Source organism: Acinetobacter sp. WZC-1 (assembly GCF_052544965.1).
Map to the genome: position 1 here is coordinate 2,187,398 of NZ_CP199370.1, position 18,671 is coordinate 2,206,068.

Sequence of the window (18,671 nt, forward strand, 5' to 3'; positions counted from 1 at the left end):
ATAAAGTCAATGAGCGAATACAGGGAAATCCCCCCACAGTAGTGTGAGACCGCCAGGAAGCTGACGAGAGTATGCCACTGAATATTTCCGGGACAGATGCACGATGTTTTTACATTCATCAAGCCAGGACGAAATGCTGGATTCCGATGACTTTTCATTCCCAATGAAGCCGTCAGAATCCCGGACTGGGCCAGGCGCTGCATCATCGCCTGTTACCATCGCTGTGGCACTGCTTTATGACATTGAATAGGACTGTGCCAAATACGCCAGGTTTCGATGAGCGCGATCAGTCATATGCCATTATTCAGCCACTGCTTTTTCCAGTTTCACCAGGCAGTCTGAGTTAATGTCCTGAATGGTTTTTGCACCAGTCAATGTCATGGCCACGCGCATTTCCTTATCAATCAGCTCCAGCAGATTACTGACCCCGGCTTCTCCTGCCGCTGCCAGTGCATAAATAAAAGCACGACCAAGCATGCAGGTATCAGCCCCCATCGCCAGCATCCGCACCACATCCAGCCCATTACGAATACCGGAGTCCACCAGGATTTTCAGATCACCCTTCACTGCATCAGCAATGGGGGGCAAAGCACGTGTCGTGGATAAAACACCATCCAGCTGACGGCCACCATGATTGGATACTACAATGCCATCTGCACCAAAACGTACGGCATCCCTTGCATCTTCCGGATCAAGAATCCCCTTGATCAGCATCGGGCCATCCCAGAATTCTCGAATCCACTCCAGATCCTTCCATGAAATGGAGGGATCAAAATTATTTCCCAGCCACCCGATATAATCTTCAAGACCGGTCGGTTTCCCCACATATTTTGAAATGTTGCCCAAATCGTGCGGACGTCCCATCAAGCCGACATTCCATGCCCAGTGGGGATGAAAACACGACTGCATATAACGGCGCATGGCAGCATTCGGCCCACTCATCCCGGAATGCGCATCACGATAACGGGCACCCGGGACCGGCATATCCACAGTAAAAACCAGCGTGGAACAACCCGCAGCCCTTGCCCGTTCCAGCGCATTTTTCATAAAGCCACGGTCACGCAGCACATACAACTGAAACCACATTGGACGCTGAATTGCAGGAGTCACTTCTTCAATCGGACAGACTGAAACAGTGGACAGAGTAAAGGGAATTCCTTTTTTATCTGCTGCTACCGCTGCCTGAACCTCACCACGCCGTGCATACATGCCGGTTAATCCGACCGGCGACAAGGCGACAGGCATGGACAATGTTTCATCAAAAAGCCGGGTTTCCAGGCTGAGTTCCGACATATCATTCAAAACCCGCTGTCTGAGCGCAATTTTTGATAAATCTTCCACATTACGTTTCAGCGTGTATTCTGCATTGGCACCACCATCAATATAGTGAAACAGGAATGGCGGTAAACGACGTTTTGCGGCTTCGCGGTAATCATTCGCAGAAGAAATAATCATGGTGATATCCTGTTTAATCGACTTGCACGCTGACGGCGGGCTTCTTCCTCACTGATCAGACGTACCTGTTGCACTACAAACTCAATATGTCCACAGACCGCCTTGCGGGCAGCCTTTGGATCCTGATGCTCAATTGCCTCCATCACCTGACGATGCTGGTCATGCAATTGATCAAAACGATGTGGTTCGGACCAGACTTTGCGACGGCCCAATGCCACATTGAACTGTAATAGGTCAAATAGCCCACGCATCATCTGAATCAGCACCAGGTTATGTGACGCTTCGGCAATGGCTAAATGAAATCTGGCATCCGCCTGAGCAGCCTGATCACCGTCTCCCAGTGACTGAAAATGACTGATCTGATCATAATAATGACGGATTCGGCTGATATCCTCCGCGGTAGCCCGCTGTGCGGCATACCACGCTGTTCCACCCTCCAGCACGATCCGGGCCTCCTGTACATCAAAACGATAGGCCGGGTCTTCATCAATCAGATGACTCAGTGGCTCAACAATCCGGTATTGCGACCAGTTCAACGGCAATTGCTGCAGAAATGTACCTGCACCAATCCTGCTGACCAGCATGCCGGTACTGGTCAGTTGCTGGATGGCTTCACGCAGCGAAGTCCGTGATACGCCCAGTTTTTCGCATAATTTACGTTCAGCCGGCAAACGTTCTCCAGGCTGTATATTTTGTTGTTCAATCAGCATACGGAGTTTCTGGACCACTTTGTCGGAGACTTTCATACTGCTGCCCTCAATGCACTGATGGCGTCATCCCTGAATGACCCGGTAATGAATGCAAAGGCCGGTATCAGAGTAATACCGGATATCAATATGCCGGTTATTGCCTCATCAGTCTGTTTCCCGTATTGAAGCATTGTCATCTCCCTGAAATGCCTGCAGAACAGATAAATGGTCAGACAATCATCCAAAAAAATTAAAATTGGTATGACCAATAACAACAAAAGATTCAGAACAATTTTGCCATCACCCCATAATAGTAATTTTTAGCTCACTAAAGATCAACATTGGTTTGAATATATTTTTATTGGTATGACCAATTTATGTTATTTCTAAGACATTAACACTCAAATCATCGGCTTACAGCCAAAACTGACCTGACTGAAAATTATTTGTTTTTTATTCAGTTTTTATAAGGAAAAATTTCATTGCCGGAAATAGTCAATTGAAAGCCTGATTTTTCAGACAATTCATGCCCCCCAATAGATTAATGGCACTGCACTTTTCAGTCGCCATATTCTGTTTTTCAGTGCATAGTAAAAAATATCAGTACATCTTTCTGCCGCCATTTTTTGTCTATTTCACCGGTTTTACAAAAACAAATGTAACGAAAAGTGCTATCATACTGCGTTATAAATTTACCCTGGCCACCCGCATCTATACGCAATATACACATGTGGTGCCTATTTGAAATTGTTAGGACAAGCAATGACTGATAATGCAACTATTCTGCAGCATGTACCCGCAGGCAAAAAAGTTGGAATTGCCTTCTCGGGTGGTCTGGACACATCGGCTGCTTTATTGTGGATGAAACAAAAAGGCGCAGAACCTTATGCCTATACCGCAAATCTGGGGCAGCCGGATGAAGATGACTATGATGCCATTCCCAGAAAAGCAGAACAGTATGGTGCAGTAAAAGCCCGACTGATCGACTGCCGCTTACAGCTTGCACTTGAAGGCATTGCGGCTATTCAATGTGGGGCCTTTCATATCAGTACCGGCGGTGTACCTTACTTCAATACAACTCCTCTTGGACGCGCAGTGACCGGCACTATGCTGGTTACAGCCATGAAGGAAGATGATGTCAATATCTGGGGCGATGGTTCAACTTATAAGGGTAACGATATTGAACGCTTCTATCGTTATGGCCTGTTGACCAACCCTGCGCTGAAAATTTACAAACCATGGCTGGACCAGCAGTTCATTGATGAACTGGGGGGCCGTGCAGAAATGTCACAATTCCTGATCGACAATGGTTTTGACTATAAAATGTCGAAAGAAAAAGCATATTCCACCGACTCCAATATGCTGGGCGCAACGCATGAAGCCAAGGATCTGGAATACTTAAATGCCGGAATCAAAATTGTTGAACCGATCATGGGTGTGGCCTTCTGGAAAGATGATGTCGCAATCAAGCCTGAAGAAGTCAGCATCACCTTTGAAGAAGGAGTTCCGGTTGCCTTAAATAACCAGACCTTTAATGATCCGGTTGAATTGATTCTGGAAGCCAATCGGATTGGCGGCCGTCATGGTCTGGGTATGTCTGATCAGATCGAAAACCGGATTATTGAAGCAAAATCCCGGGGTATTTATGAAGCCCCGGGCATGGCGCTGCTGCACATTGCCTACGAGCGTCTGGTGACCGGCATCCATAATGAGGACACCATTGAGCAATACCGCATCAATGGCCTGCGTTTGGGACGTCTGCTGTATCAGGGCCGCTGGTTTGACTCACAGGCGCTGATGCTGCGTGAAACGGCACAACGCTGGGTGGCCAAAGCCATCAGCGGGACTGTTCGACTGGAACTGCGTCGTGGCAATGACTACACCATTCTGGACACCGAATCTCCGAATCTGACCTATGAGGCAGAACGCTTAACCATGGAAAAAGGTGAATCCACATTTACACCGATGGACCGTATCGGTCAATTGACCATGCGCAACCTGGACATCAGTGATACCCGCACAAAACTGGCCATCTATACCGATGCTGGCCTGCTTTCCATTGGGCAGGGCTCTGCAATTCCTCAGCTGAAAGACAAAAACAGCTGATATTGCTCCTGATTCAAAACTAAAAAACCGTCTGAAATTTCAGACGGTTTTTTAGTTTTCGGCAACTGAATCTGCCCGAACTGCTCCATACAGGCTACGGCTTTATTGTGATTTATTATTCAGCGTTATTTTTATCCACCTACACTTTTTTCAGCTGAATCTGACTTCTTTTCGACCATCTGGAAAATAGCTGTTACCATTTGCTGCGTTATCGATTATCATCTATTTTATTTTTCAGCAAGAATAAATCGCCTTGGATAAAATTACGTTACTCCAGCCCGATGACTGGCATGTACACCTTCGTGATGGCGCTGCACTTCAACGCACAGTTCCCGATATGGCAAAGCAGTTTTCCCGTGCCATCTGCATGCCCAATCTTGTCCCACCCATAAAAACTGTAGAAGAAGCACATGCCTATCGTGAACGGATCATGGCTCATGTTCCGGCAGGACTGTCTTTTGATCCACGCATGGTGCTGTACTTTACCGATCACACTTCACCCGAAGAAGTCAAAAAAATAAAAAAATCTGACTATGTCAATGCTATTAAAATGTACCCGGCCGGTGCCACCACCAACTCAGAACATGGCGTTACGGATATCAGCAATATTTATGGCGTGATTGAACAGATGGAGGAACATCAGGTTCCACTTTTACTGCACGGCGAAGTGACACATCACCATGTTGATATTTTTGACCGGGAAAAACGCTTCCTGGATGAAGTCCTCTCCCCCCTGTTACAGCAATTTCCAAAACTGAAACTGGTGCTGGAACACATTACCACCAGTGAAGCTGCCCATTTCATCCTGGAGCAGGATCGTAATGTCGCTGCAACCATTACACCACAGCACTTATTGTTTAACCGCAATGATATGCTGGTCGGAGGCATCAAGCCACATTTTTACTGCCTGCCGGTTTTAAAGCGTCAGACCCATCAGCAAACCCTGCTTGAAGTGGCAACCAGCGGTAATCCCAAGTTTTTCCTGGGCACTGACAGTGCACCACACTCAAAAAATGCCAAGGAAAATGCATGTGGCTGTGCCGGTTGCTATAGCGCCCCCATCGCCATTGAACTCTATGCCCAGGCATTTGATCAGGTCGGTAAAATCGAACGACTGGAAGGCTTTGCCAGCCATTTTGGTGCCGACTTCTACGGTCTGCCGCGCAACAGCACCACCATCAGTCTGGTCCGGGAGGAACAGGTCGTTCCAGAGCAACTGGATTATATGGATGGTGAAAAAATTATTCCCTTATATGCAGGGAAAACCATTCAATGGAGAAAGGTGTGACCACAGCAACAGAACCTGTCATCGCACAACGCTTCCGTGGTTTTTTGCCTGTCGTTGTTGATGTTGAAACTGCCGGTTTTAATGCTGATACCGATGCATTACTGGAAATTGCGTGTATTCCCATTGTCTATAATGCTGACGGGAAATTTGTGCCTGGAAAAGCACATCATGCCCATATCAACCCTTTTGAAGGTGCACACCTGGATCAGCGTTCGCTGGATTTTATCGGCATTGATCCATTCAACCCGATCCGTGTTGCCATGGCAGAAGATGAAAAAACTGCGCTGAAACGCATCTTTAAAGCCATTACGGATGTCAGAAAACAGCAGCAGTGCACACACGCCATCCTGGTCGGTCATAATGCCCACTTTGACCTGGGTTTCATTAAGGCCGCCATTACACGTACCGGAACCCGGAATCAGAGTCCTTTTCACAGTTTTTCAGTATTTGATACCGTCACCTTAAGTGCGGTGATGTTTGGTCAGACAGTACTGGCAAAATCCTGTATTCAGGCCGGGATAGAATTTAACGGCAAGGAAGCGCATTCAGCCCTGTACGATACCCAGAAAACCGCTGAACTGTTTTGCTATATTTTGAACAAACTCGCCCCGCACTTACTTGACACACTACTGTCCGATCAATAAGATACCGTCATCTTCTGAACGACCCTATCGTCTAGAGGCCTAGGACATCGCCCTTTCACGGCGGTAACCGGGGTTCGAATCCCCGTAGGGTCGCCATTTTCTGCTGCATAGCTCTGCATTTTTTGTGTCTGGTTCCTTCATGGACAAACAGCGTACATGAGACTTTTCATATCCCATAAAATCAGCCATTTGCATTCTTTGAACGGCATTCGGTTTTTTGTACTTCCAATCAGAAAAATTAAAGCGGGGAAAACTCCGGGTTCCCGGAATAACTTCTCATAAGTCTCAGACTTTGTTTACACATTTCAGTCATTTCTTTAGGCATTGGTCACCCTCTGCACTTCTAAAATATATGCAGACTTATAATTGAATAGATTTTATGTCCTCAAGAATCCTGGAGGATTCCGGAGTCAATTTATACCTGAATACAGTTATTCCTGCTTCCCTGAAGAGTAAATCCCTTTCCGTATCCCGCTCTTCTTCGCCTTTGTGACTTAAATCATCAAGTTCCACGACAGCTACGACATTAAAGCCTTTATCACAAATAACAAAATCAACAATTTTACGGTTATATCGGTTTCTTACGGATTTTGACCATGTCCATAAAATAGCACTGAATGATACTTGTGATAAAACAACATACTCGGGCTCCAGCGTTTCTCTGAGTCTTTTAAATGTTGGTTGCTCATTCATACTTAATGGTCTGCTTTTACGTATTTTGCCTTTAATTACTTCTTCCAGGGGTTTTCTGGTAACTTCTGATTCATCCTGTTCTGATTCAGAATCAACTTTTTTCAACTTAAGCCCTTCTTCCTCTTCCCTGGATTGAGTTTCAGCTTCCAGCCCAGGTTGTTCCTCCTGCTCTTTCCTGGATAAAATTGCAGCTCCCAACTCAGGTCGTTCTTCCTGTCCTTCCCCGGATTTTGCTTCAACCTCCAATTCAGGTCTTTCTTCCTCTTCGGCTTTAAATTTTGCTTCACCCTCTAATTTGAGTCTTTTTTCCCGTTCTCGTTTGTCCTGTTCAAGCATTCTTTGTTTTGCCTGTTCTCGCTTTTCTGCACCTGTTAATTTTTTTGGTTTAACCAGTACGATTGCAATTATTCCTAAGATTATTATTCCAATGATAGTTAATAATAAGGACATATATTCTCCATTTTATCCAGATTATGAGATCCATTGTAAATGAAAAGTTTAAAATACACGACAAAAACAGCTCAGATATATCCATCCATTCAGCACTGCCAACAGGCACCAGCATCAGGGCTATCGCATTGCCGAATCTGCCATGAATTGCACCATATGCTGTATTTCAGCCCTCCACCCCGATGTACGACAAACAACCTGACCTAGTTTATGAACTGACCGGATGATCCATATGCCGACTCCCCTCATTGGACCTGAAAATTTTCATAAATATTTGCTTTAAATCGTAAATTTACATTTCGGGACTTGAAATCCAGCCTTTACCCTCGATTTAATATATGAAATTAACTCAGTTAACCCGCTGGACCTATGAATAATCAAAACAGACCTGAAACCATTCACATTGAAGATCAAAGCTTTGGAAGCCATATAGAACACTGGAGTCTGTTGACAGACCAACCGACAACGGATGTTCCCAGATGGCTGGGACTGGCACTGGAAGCTCCGGTCATGCCAATGGGAATCTGCAAGCAGGAATCTGACATGGATCAGAATGCCTGGTTAATTCAGGGGCCACAGGCGGAGGCCATTCAGGTTGCTCAGGTCATTGCAGTAGAAAATGGCAAGCCCCGTGCGGTCAAAACTGCATTCCCTGTTTTTGACAGCCCATACACCGTTGACGCAACCATTAACCGCATTATCAGCGGGTCATCAGAAACCCAGGCAGTCCTGAGTCTGCAGTTGGGTCCAAACAGCACCATTTATGCCTTTGACAACCTGTACAGTGTCAATCATGATCTGTATGAAAAAGACCAGCCTTATAAAGTCCGCCTGAATGGCTGGGCTTATCTGCTGGAAAAAGTGTCCGACCAGGAGCAGATTATTGTCGATGATCCGGCTTCCATTAAACATCATCGCGCACTGAATGCCATTTTATCTGAGCATCAGGGTGTCGCTCCGCCGAATCTTCAGGAACTGATTGATGCATGGCAACCCCAGTCTGAGGATGACAAGGCACCCGTGACGGTTAATTTTTCCAGAATGGTGGCTTATCTATATGGTGAAACCATCGGTCAGCAGGATGAAGCATGGTTCCAAGGGAAAATTGTCGGTAAAACCCAGATGCTGTTTATGCAGCAATCATATACCCTGTACGATGTGACATTAATGCTTGAAGAAGATCAGCCTGCAACCCTGATCCGAATTGCCACTCAGAACAGTCAATATAAAGACTTTGAAATTGGCCAGTATATCCGTGGCAATATCTGGATTCAGGCCAGTATTTACGCAAAAGCCTGAATGTTTTAAATTCCTGTTCATTGCCACCCGCTCCGTGACACGCCTGCCACGGACAAAAAATCATCAGAACCCGCTCATTCAGTCAGGCCAGTCATGGGCTGACACCTGGGTAACAACGCAATAAATTTACTTTTAAACCAGCATTTTACTGGAATGCACAAATATCTCCGGATTCATATTTTTGCCCGTAGACTACAAGTATTTTCCTGAAAGTTGCAACAGCCTTTTTATGATCATCATAAATATCATTTTATTGTTCAGATATGCAGAATAACATATTGAATCATCCAGGTTTTAAATCACTTACCCGCAAACACATCGGCATTATCCAGCAAATGTATTCCTGTAAATAACTCTGATCAAATCCGATTCATGCACCGCATATCAATATGCAGATAAAATGCAGTCTGCCGAAATGAATTTATACAAACATTATTTACCGATATTTTAAATTCAAAACACCCCAACATTTAAAATAAAAAATTTATTTAATTTCAAATATATAAATAAGCTCCAATATCAGAACACATAATAAACATCAGAATGAAGATAATGTTATCAACAGGCTTATCCACAATTTAATCCAGAAACTACTATTTTAAATTCAAAACCACGGTCTTCATTATTTATGGATCGTCATCTTAAATGATGAGTTCCTTTATATTAATGTAAATTAGCACTTTATTTAGCCAATTATTTATGTTACAAATACAGCACCAATTAGGATTTAACTATAAATTTTAAAATCCGGGCTCAGTAATGAAAATTATACCTGAACACTCAACCAGTCTGATCAATGAAAATAGTGGTTTCCACTTACGCATGGATAAGGGAGCATTGTGCTTTTTTGTTCTTGGTATGTTCCTGGCCGCTATGATTTTCCGTTACCTGGGGATATTCCCAGCCCTTTAAATGAATTGAAATCATCAGTTCAGTATCAACACACTGAAATATAAAAAAACCCCGATCACCGGGGCTTTTTTATACGCAGTGATTTTGAACAGACATCAACCATAACGTTTTGCAAAATCATCCATAAAATGAACCAGTGCCTGAACACCCTCCAGCGGTACTGCATTATAAATGCTGGCGCGCATGCCCCCCACTGAACGGTGACCTGCCAGATTCAGCAGATGATTTTCTTCTGCTTGCTGAAGAAACTGAGTTTCCAGTGCTGCATCAGCCAGTGTAAATGGAACATTCATAATGGACCGGTTCTGCAACGCAATCGGGTTATGATAAAACTCACTTGAATCAATATAACCATAAAGCAAGCCTGCCTTTTCAAGGTTACGCTGATGTATGGCATCCACCCCCCCCTGTTCAAGCAGCCATTCAAAAACCAGACCGGACAGATACCAGGCATAGGTCGATGGGGTATTGACCATTGAATCATTTTTAGCCTGGGCGGAATATTTCAGAATCCCCGGGATATCAGCTCTGGCCTGATCCAGCAGATCTTCACGGACAATCACCAGGGTTAAGCCGGCAGGGCCAATATTTTTCTGTGCACCGGCGTAAATCAGACCAAATTTTGAGACATCCTGCGGTGCAGATAAAATACAGGAAGACATATCACAAACCAACGGTGCATTCACCTCCGGGATACCGGCAAACCGCAGACCGCCGATTGTTTCATTTTCCACATAATGTACATATGCCGGATGATCAGACAAATGCCATGTGCTTTGCTCAGCAATGGCCAGTTTGCCCTCCAGTCGGGTTCCGGCTTCAATGACATTGATGTCACCATAACGCTGTGCTTCTTTCAGCGCTTTTTCAGACCATATGCCAGTATGAATATAATCGGCCTGGCTTTTTTTACCCAGCAGATTCAGGGGAATCGCTGAAAACTGTAATGACGCACCGCCCTGTAAAAACAGCACGCTGTAATTTTCAGGAATTTTCATCAGTTGCCGTAAATCAGCCTCAGCCTTTTCCGCAACAGCGATATAGTCCTGACTGCGGTGGCTCATTTCCATGATGGATAGCCCCTTACCATGCCAGTCAAGCATTTCCTGCTGGGCTTTTTCCAGAACGGCAGTCGGCAATGCGGCAGGACCCGCACAAAAATTGTATGCGCGCATACTATGTTGTTCCCTGAATAAAATAAAAGCAATGAGATGCTGAAATTTAACCACATATTGTATTTTCTTGCAGTATCTTCTCACATCAATATTTCAGTCTGCACAGATATTTACAGCCGATGGGCCAGCTACCGACACAGTCTCATCCATGACCTGTACCACGCTCCAGCCATACTTTCTCCATATCCCCCTGTATCTGATACATCGGTCGATCATTTTTAACAGCCCCAATTAGGAAGTAAAATTAAAAATATATGGTAGATATTTTAATAAAACTGAAACTGTTTAATTAATCAAACATGTTTTACACAAAACTATTAGATAACGCTCATAAATAACGCCAAAATACCGCGCTTGCTGGATTCCTCCGCCCCTTTTTTCGTTTCTGATTGCATTACATCGACAACAGGTGTGGTGGAAGAACCGTCTGGAGCAACAATGGAATTCATCTGATCTGAGTTTAAGAGCATATGCATAATGGAAATGAGAATTAGCCTTGCCTGGCAAATTGTAATTGCACTGATTCTGGGTGTCGTAGTCGGTTCAGTTTTACACCACTCCCCTGAATACCGTGATTTTCTGATCCACAACCTGCTGGATCCACTTGGTAAAATTTTTATTAATTTAATCAAGATGATCGTTATTCCCCTGGTATTGTCCATGCTGATCCTGGGCATTGCCAATGCAGGAGACAGTAAAAGTGTCGGCAAACTGGGTGTCAAAACCATTGTCTACTTTGAAGTCATCACCACCATTGCGATTATTGTCGGCCTGCTTGCTGCCAATATATTTAAACCCGGTATCGGTATTGATATGTCCCGTCTGACCCAGAGCGACATTTCCCAATATCAACAGACTACCCAGGAAGTCAGTCAGCATGCACATGGCCTGGTCAATACCATTCTTTCGCTGATTCCTTCCAATATTTTTTCGGCCATGAATGATGGACATATGCTGCCCATTATTTTCTTTGCCGTGATTTTCGGTATTGGCCTCGGTTCACTGGCAAAGGAAACCCGACAGCCTTTAATTGATGTATTAAAAGCGGTTTCCGAGACCATGTTTAAAGTGACCCACATGATCATGCTGTTTGCACCATTTGGGGTATTCGGCCTGATTGCAGTAACGGTTGCCAACTTTGGCTTCAGCTCACTGGTTCCCCTGATCAAACTTGCCATACTGGTTTATGCCACAATTCTTTTCTTTGCCTTGATTGTGCTGGGCTTTGTTGCAAAATGCTGTGGCTTCAATATTTTTACGCTGATCAGGATTTTAAAGGACGAACTGATCCTGGCCTATTCCACAGCAAGTTCTGAAACCGTTCTGCCCCGGATCATGGAAAAAATGGAAGCATATGGTGCACCCAAATCCATCACCAGTTTTGTCATTCCCATTGGTTATTCATTTAACCTGGATGGCTCTACCCTATACCAGAGTATTGCTGCAATCTTTATTGCCCAATTATACGGTATTGATCTGAGTCTGTCTCAGCAGGTTATTCTGATCCTGACCTTGATGATTACCTCCAAAGGCATTGCCGGTGTTCCCGGGGTATCCTTTGTGGTGTTGCTGGCTACACTTGGAACGGTCGGTATTCCACTGGAAGGACTGGCATTTATTGCCGGTATTGACCGTATTCTGGATATGGCCCGTACTGCCTTAAACGTTATTGGTAATGCACTGGCGGTATTGGTTGTCAGTAAATGGGAAGGTCAGTTTGATGCTGAAAAACAGAAAAATTATGACTTTAAGGCCAATGATGCACTGTAATCTGCCCATCTGAAACCAAGGAAGCTTCGGCTTCCTTTTTTATAGCCACATGTGAATCAGCAAGTGCATAATCAATTGCTTATTGTTTAGATTCAGGGCTAAAGCCTTTAGCCATTTTTAGGTCTCTAAAGTTAACGTTACGTTAGCTTTAGAGGGACTGTGTGTCCATTGTTTTGACTGGGATCAATATTTGTTGACCACTACATCTGTATTTGCATAAGATACCAATGAAAAGAAAAAATAGAAATATAAACTCTTTAATCATTTTAATTTCCTTATTACTGTCCACTTCCCATTTATTGAGACACTTCTAAACTGGAGTTTTCCAGTTTCACCCTGTACACCGCAGGGGGTAAATTGCCTAAACTTTCATGTGGTCTTTGCTCGTTATAATCCAAACGCCATAACCACGCCATTTCTCTGACCTGAGTCAAATTCTCAAACAAATACGCATTGAGAAACTCCCGCCTAAACGAACCATTAAATCGCTCAATAAAAGCATTCTGCTGTGGCTTCCCAGGTTGTATATGCACCACTTCAATGCCTTGATCTTTACACCAGTCCAGCAATCGCGCAGATATCAGTTCGGGACCATTATCAACACGAAGCTGCTTCGGCAAGCTACGTTGTTGAGCCAGTCGATCCAATACTCTGACAACACGCTCAGCCGGTAACGAGGTGTCTACTTCTATATCCAGACATTCGCGAGTCCCCTCATCAACTATATTCAAGGTACGGAATCGTTTACCGCAATACAGACTGTCACTCATAAAATCCAGCGCCCATTGATGGTTGGCTTGTGCAACCACTTGCAGTGGTCGTGCAATACGCTGGGGCAACGTTCGTTTCTGTCGACGGGGTAAGTTCAATCCCATCTGGCAGTAAACCCGATAAACACGTTTATGATTCCAGTCATAACCCTGCCGACGTATGCGACCAAAACACTTCCAAAAGCCAGACTGGGGAGATTGTTTTAACACCTGATTTAATGCATCAATGACAGCAGCATCCCGTTTGCGCCAGCTCGTGCTTTGCCGATAATAGCTGGCTCGACTTAGTCCACTCAGGCGACAGGCCTGTAATACAGTTAACCCAAGTGAAGCCAGAATACGAACGCATTCTCGCTGATCTGCTGTCACCAACCCTTTTTTGAAAACAGTTCCTTCATGGCATGGTTCTCCAGACTGAGTTCCGCAAACATCCTTTTGAGTCTGGCATTTTCTTCTTCCAGCTCACGCATGCGCTTAACGTCAGATGCTTCCATACCGCCGTATTTGCTTTTCCAGACATAATAGGTGGCATTGCCAATACCATGCTTACGGCAGATATCATCCACTTTCATCCCAGCATGGTAATACCCCCATTTTTAATTGAATTAATGGGTAGAAAATCGAATACCCTTGATTTAAGGAGATTTTCCATGAAAACATCTAAATATTCAGACAGCTTAATCATGAGTATTTTGAAACAAGCAGAAGCAGGTACCCCGGTACCGAATTTGTGCCGAGAACACGGTATGAGCTCTGCTACGTTCTACAAGTGGAAGAGCAAATATGGCGGTATGGATCATTCCATGATAACCCGACTGAAAGAGCTTGAAGCCGAGAATGCCCGCCTTAAACGCATGTATGCTGATGAGCGCCTTAAAACAGATATCCTTCAGGATGCACTTTCAAAAAAGTTGTGAGGCCAGCTCAACGTAAACTACTTGCTCAACAAGCTGTTGAGCAATATCAAGTCTCTGTGAGTAAGGCCTGCCTGATCTTTGATGTCAGTCAAACGTGCTATCGCTATGCAGCTCAATTAAAGCAGCAGAACGTGGTGATCGCAGACTGGCTAATAAAGCTTACCAGGGACCATCAGACCTGGGGCTTTAAACTTTGCTTTTTGTATCTTCGCAATGTCAGGGGATATGGTTGGAATCATAAACGTATCTATCGTATTTATAAGGAATTGGAACTTAATCTACGTATCAAGCCAAAGAGGCGCATTAAACGGGAACAGCCTGAATCCCTTGCAGTACCGACAGCTAAGAATGAATCATGGTCCATGGACTTTATGCATGATCAACTCAGTGATGGGCGTAGCTATCGAGTACACAACGTGATTGATGACTATAATCGCGAGTCACTGGATATATTGATTGATTTTTCATTACCCGCAGAACGTGTGCTGAGAGGGCTTAATCAATTGATTGAATGGCGAGGTAAACCTAAACGTATTAGAAGCGACAATGGTCCGGAATATATCAGTGAGCTAATGGAAACGTGGTGTGATCAGCATGGTATTGAGCATGTATTTACTCAGCCAGGCAATCCACAGCAAAATGCCTATGTTGAGCGATTTAACCGTACAGTACGTTATGAGTGTCTAAATCAGTATTTATTTCGAGATCTGAGCGAAGTTGAGGACTATACAACTGGCTGGCAGTACTTTTATAATCATGAACGGCCTCATATGTCAGTAAATGGCTGTCCACCTATTTTTAAACAATAACAGGGGCTTTGGATTTTCTACCCATTAATTCAATTAAAAATGGGGGTATTACCTCAGAATGTGTCATTTCTAACTTTTTCTTATTTTTATAGTCATTTCCCTCTTTTCGATTACATGCGTATAAGTCTTCTATTTGCCCTGTACCATTAGTAATTTTACCTTCAAAAATACCTGTTTCAACATTATAATAATGACCATTTAATAGCTTTTTATCTTCAGCCACCAAGCTATTATTTAAAGACTGCTGAGAACTAATAGGCTGAACAACAGGAGTCGAAAAACGTAGGCTAATCCCACCACTATCTCCAACAACATGAACTTGTTTAGGTAAAATTCTCGCACCACAACTGAGTAAATCATCAACATAAGCTACGGGTTGACCATACATAATAATATGGTTATGACTTGGCTGTATTGTGGACCAGCACTTACACTGAGGACAATAGTGACCATCCCCTGCACGTAGAAATAAATTCCCCATTTGAGATGCACGTTGCTGTGTTGCCTGAATAATTCCACCGTGAGTAGTCATAGAGTTATGAATTGCAAAACCTTTCACCATTGTTATTCTCCAGAATTTTCTATTATTTAGCTTAATCTTTGTGGATGAGTGTCAACATCCTCTGTAAATTTCCACCTTCTACCAGGTGGTGAAAAAAGAGCGAGCCGATCATTTGTTCCAAATTTTATCTGGTCTATTGGCATGATTGAAATCGCTTTAATCGCCTGCTTAGCCAATGTCGCAAGTTCCTTATCGGATTTACTGTTGATTAGTTCAATGGAACGTGCGTATTCATCGGATGTGATGTTATTCCAGTATTCTCTTAGACCATTGAAAATATAATCTCCAAACTGGATTGTTATATGCTGTGTATCCCTGGGAATATCATCATTACTGAAATTAGCCGGAATTAAACTCATACGGGGGCAACTCACATGAGATGTTACTAATGTATTTTCCTGTGAAGCAACATAAGCATTAAAAACATTCACAGTCACCCTTCCCCCTAAAATAGACATCATTTGAGGAAGATCAATCGCTGATAGATTCCAGCGTTCCCATTCAGCCTGATGTGGCTCTAAGTTCTTATTCTCTATTTGTCGAATAATTTCAGCATCTAAAGCGGATGGGAAAGCTACAGGCCCTGCATTAAAATTAGGTGTTCCTGCCCAGAAAGTCTCAATAACAGTCCGTCCTGATTCGTCAGTATCATAACGGGCAAGAACTGTCAGTTTATAATCAGAAATATAATGAATGGGATGATCTTTGCCACCACAGTGCAACATAATGAGGTTCTCTTTTATCGGTCTTATTAAAATCCAGTCGTTTAAACTCGAGGAGTATAGTTATCTGATGTTACTGGCATCGATTAACGAATGATCGGCAGAGCGACCCACTCATATTTATATTCACCTATTCGTATCCTTATTTATTTTAAAGAAAAGAACCTGTTTTACAAGCCTGAATTTGAAGTCCTTCGTCAACTCAATAGCTTAAATCATCAAATAAGTCCCTTATGGAGCGAGTCTTGTCTACTTTTGTACATCCTTTTCAGGCAGATATGCAGTGTATATAGATAAATGTCACTGGTGCATCGTAGCGATAATCGAAAAGCTAAGCCCTTACAGGGGAATCCCACATAGGCGGAGCGTTAAGAGTCGTTGTATAGGTTGGTTAAGTTGTATGTTGGAGCAACCTTCGCAAAGATACCGGGCAATCCTGGTTTTCTTAAAGTTTATTTTCAAAAGTTTTAAAAAAAACATTTAAATACAAAAGATTAAATCTAAAAAAATTTCACAGAGGCTTAATTGGAATTTAAGTTGCAATTAAGGCTGTATCACCATAGTAGAGATGTCTTAATTTTCAGCAGAACAATGCAAAGGGTGGTCATACACTGCCCTGATAATGGAATCTCAATATGGTCAAGGTGTGCTATTGTGCGGATGATTTTGCAATGAATGCTGAAATCTCCAGTGCGATTATTCAGCTGATTGAACAGGGTGTGCTTCATGCAACCTCCTGTATGACGCAATCGGAACTCTGGGAAACAAGCGCTGTGAAACTGAAACCTTTTCTGGATCAGGTTGATATCGGTTTACATCTGAATCTGACCCATCGATTTGCATGCGGCAACACCACCTTTTCCCTGACACAGCTGATGCTCCGTGCATGGTCTGCAACCTTAAATCCGGCATTGATTATTCAGTCCATTGAAGAACAATGGCAGCTTTTTGTATCCATCATGGGGAAACAACCCGACTTTATTGATGGACATCAGCATATCCATCAGTTCCCGGTCATTCGGGAAATTCTGCTCAGATTCCTAAAGGAAAAAAATTTTAGAGGCTGGATACGGAATTTACAGCATCCCATCCATCTACCGGCCTATCGCCTGAAAACACACCTGCTCTCCGCGCTCGGTTCAAATGCACTGGCCAGGGCATGCCGGCACCATGAAATAATGCAAAATCAATATTTTGCAGGAATTTACGACTTCCATAATACCAATTACGCCAGGTTAAATCAGCACTGGCTCAGCCACGCCCGGGAGCATCTGCTGATCATGTGTCACCCTGCAATGACCACGCCCCGGCAACATGATGCAATTCAACATGCCCGGGTTCATGAATACCAATACCTGCGCTCTGAACAATTTCATCGGGACTGTGAACGCTATCAAATTAACCTGACCAGAATCGGGGCAACTCAATGACCATAAAACCTTTTATTTCCTGTGTAGTTCCTGCCTACAACGAAGCAGAAAATCTAAAAACATTTATTCCCGCCCTGGCCAGTAGTTTAAAGCAACAAAATCTCAGCTATGAAATTATTGTGGTCGATGACGGCAGCCGGGATGACACCATTCCCGTGTTACAGACCCTGATGGATGGTTATCCGCTGACAGTGCTTGAGCTTTCCCGTAATTTTGGCAAGGAAGCTGCGCTCAGTGCCGGGCTGGATCATGTTAAAGGTGAGGTCAGCTTGCTGATTGACGCTGATTTTCAGCATCCATTTGATGCCATCCCCACCATGATTAACCTGTGGAAAAATGGCTATGATATGGTCTATGGCATTCGTAACCGCACCACGGAATCCTGGCTGAAACGTGTGCTGACTCAGGCCTACTATCGAATTCTGAATTTGAGTTCCCCCATTGATATCCCTGAAAATGCAGGTGATTTTCGCTTACTTGATGCCAGGGTGGTCAATGCAATTCAGCAGCTGCCTGAAAAAAACCGTTATATGAAAGGCTTATATGCATGGGTTGGATTCAAAAGCATTGGAATCAATTTTTCTGAACAGATCCGTCAGCATGGACAATCCAGTTTCCGGCTGAAGTCGCTGCTGAATCTGGCCATGTCCGGACTCACTGGTTTCTCGGATTTACCCTTACGGATCTGTATCTATCTGGGTGCTTTGCTGGCCTTCAGTGCCATGGGCTATGGCGGCTGGATTATCCTGAGAACCCTGATTGAAGGCGTTTCAGTACCGGGCTGGGCCACACTGGCCGCGGGGGTTACCCTGCTGGGCGGCATTCAGTTGCTGTTTATTGGCATTTTAGGTGAATACATTGGCCGTATTTATGCCGAAGTCAAAAACAGACCCAAATATATTGTAGCCGAGGAACACTCCCACAGCAGACAGAAATATCCGGCGCATCACCGGGAAAAGACTTTCTCCGATTATTAATCC

At 44.0% G+C, this 18,671-nt stretch carries 14 protein-coding genes, 1 tRNA gene and 1 pseudogene; 9 read left to right on the forward strand and 7 right to left on the reverse strand.

Going from position 1 to position 18,671, the window contains the following annotated elements:
• Positions 1-300: 300 nt before the first annotated feature.
• A complete protein-coding gene (gene lldD / locus ACT6PV_RS10080) occupies positions 301-1,455 on the reverse strand; it encodes an FMN-dependent L-lactate dehydrogenase LldD (protein WP_445116237.1) in 1,155 nt (384 codons plus the stop codon).
• Complete coding sequence (gene lldR, locus ACT6PV_RS10085; protein WP_445116238.1) at positions 1,452-2,201, reverse strand: transcriptional regulator LldR; 750 nt, start codon at positions 2,199-2,201, stop codon at positions 1,452-1,454. The genes lldD and lldR overlap by 4 nt, the downstream gene beginning before the upstream one ends.
• Positions 2,202-2,891: 690 nt before the next feature.
• On the opposite strand from lldR, the gene argG reads away from it, so the two are divergent.
• From argG to ACT6PV_RS10105, 4 genes are all read left to right on the forward strand, one after another.
• A complete protein-coding gene (gene argG / locus ACT6PV_RS10090) occupies positions 2,892-4,250 on the forward strand; it encodes an argininosuccinate synthase (protein ID WP_445116239.1) in 1,359 nt (452 codons plus the stop codon).
• A 253-nt stretch (positions 4,251-4,503) separates the two neighbouring features.
• The gene (pyrC, locus tag ACT6PV_RS10095) at positions 4,504-5,538 is read left to right on the forward strand and encodes a dihydroorotase (RefSeq protein ID WP_445116240.1); all 1,035 of its coding nucleotides are present in this window, start codon (positions 4,504-4,506) and stop codon (positions 5,536-5,538) included.
• The gene (rnt, locus tag ACT6PV_RS10100) at positions 5,523-6,182 is read left to right on the forward strand and encodes a ribonuclease T (protein WP_445116241.1); all 660 of its coding nucleotides are present in this window, start codon (positions 5,523-5,525) and stop codon (positions 6,180-6,182) included. The genes pyrC and rnt overlap by 16 nt, the downstream gene beginning before the upstream one ends.
• 20 nt (positions 6,183-6,202) lie before the next feature.
• Positions 6,203-6,278: transfer RNA gene (locus ACT6PV_RS10105), tRNA-Glu, on the forward strand.
• 264 nt (positions 6,279-6,542) lie between these two features.
• On the opposite strand, the gene ACT6PV_RS10110 is transcribed toward ACT6PV_RS10105, so the two are convergent.
• Positions 6,543-7,325 carry a DUF2726 domain-containing protein gene (locus tag ACT6PV_RS10110; protein WP_445116242.1) on the reverse strand — a complete coding sequence of 261 codons (783 nt, stop codon included), beginning with the start codon at positions 7,323-7,325 and terminating at the stop codon, positions 6,543-6,545.
• A gap of 369 nt (positions 7,326-7,694) precedes the next feature.
• On the opposite strand from ACT6PV_RS10110, the gene ACT6PV_RS10115 reads away from it, so the two are divergent.
• The gene (locus ACT6PV_RS10115; protein WP_445116243.1) at positions 7,695-8,624 is read left to right on the forward strand and encodes a hypothetical protein; all 930 of its coding nucleotides are present in this window, start codon (positions 7,695-7,697) and stop codon (positions 8,622-8,624) included.
• Positions 8,625-9,631: 1,007 nt separating this feature from the next.
• Here the strand turns inward: ACT6PV_RS10115 and serC are convergent.
• The gene (gene serC / locus ACT6PV_RS10120) at positions 9,632-10,711 is read right to left on the reverse strand and encodes a 3-phosphoserine/phosphohydroxythreonine transaminase (protein ID WP_445116244.1); all 1,080 of its coding nucleotides are present in this window, start codon (positions 10,709-10,711) and stop codon (positions 9,632-9,634) included.
• A 477-nt stretch (positions 10,712-11,188) separates the two neighbouring features.
• Between serC and gltP the strand changes: the two genes are divergently transcribed.
• On the forward strand, positions 11,189-12,481 hold the full coding sequence (gltP, locus tag ACT6PV_RS10125; RefSeq protein ID WP_445116245.1) for a glutamate/aspartate:proton symporter GltP: 1,293 nt from the start codon (positions 11,189-11,191) through the stop codon (positions 12,479-12,481).
• Positions 12,482-12,777: 296 nt separating this feature from the next.
• Here gltP and ACT6PV_RS10130 read toward each other — a convergent pair.
• A pseudogene (locus tag ACT6PV_RS10130) lies at positions 12,778-13,829 on the reverse strand (IS3 family transposase); the annotation flags it as partial.
• A gap of 72 nt (positions 13,830-13,901) precedes the next feature.
• On the opposite strand from ACT6PV_RS10130, the gene ACT6PV_RS10135 reads away from it, so the two are divergent.
• Positions 13,902-14,977, forward strand: a protein-coding gene (locus ACT6PV_RS10135; RefSeq protein ID WP_445114685.1) for an IS3 family transposase whose coding sequence is annotated in 2 segments (ribosomal slippage) — positions 13,902-14,154 and positions 14,154-14,977 — 1,077 coding nt in all. Because the reading frame shifts where the segments join, the coding sequence is not laid out codon by codon here.
• Here the strand turns inward: ACT6PV_RS10135 and ACT6PV_RS10140 are convergent.
• Positions 14,967-15,539: a PAAR domain-containing protein gene (locus tag ACT6PV_RS10140; protein ID WP_445116246.1), complete on the reverse strand. Its 573-nt coding sequence runs from the start codon at positions 15,537-15,539 to the stop codon at positions 14,967-14,969. The two genes, ACT6PV_RS10135 and ACT6PV_RS10140, sit on opposite strands and share 11 nt — an antisense overlap.
• 26 nt (positions 15,540-15,565) lie before the next feature.
• Entirely contained in the window at positions 15,566-16,264 is a 699-nt protein-coding gene (locus ACT6PV_RS10145) for a hypothetical protein (RefSeq protein ID WP_445116247.1), read from the reverse strand.
• A gap of 632 nt (positions 16,265-16,896) precedes the next feature.
• Here ACT6PV_RS10145 and ACT6PV_RS10150 point away from each other — a divergent pair.
• Both ACT6PV_RS10150 and ACT6PV_RS10155 read left to right on the forward strand, forming a co-directional pair.
• The gene (locus ACT6PV_RS10150) at positions 16,897-17,691 is read left to right on the forward strand and encodes a ChbG/HpnK family deacetylase (protein WP_445116248.1); all 795 of its coding nucleotides are present in this window, start codon (positions 16,897-16,899) and stop codon (positions 17,689-17,691) included.
• Positions 17,688-18,668 carry a glycosyltransferase gene (locus ACT6PV_RS10155; RefSeq protein WP_445116249.1) on the forward strand — a complete coding sequence of 327 codons (981 nt, stop codon included), beginning with the start codon at positions 17,688-17,690 and terminating at the stop codon, positions 18,666-18,668. The genes ACT6PV_RS10150 and ACT6PV_RS10155 overlap by 4 nt, the downstream gene beginning before the upstream one ends.
• The last annotated feature ends 3 nt before the right edge of the window (positions 18,669-18,671 follow it).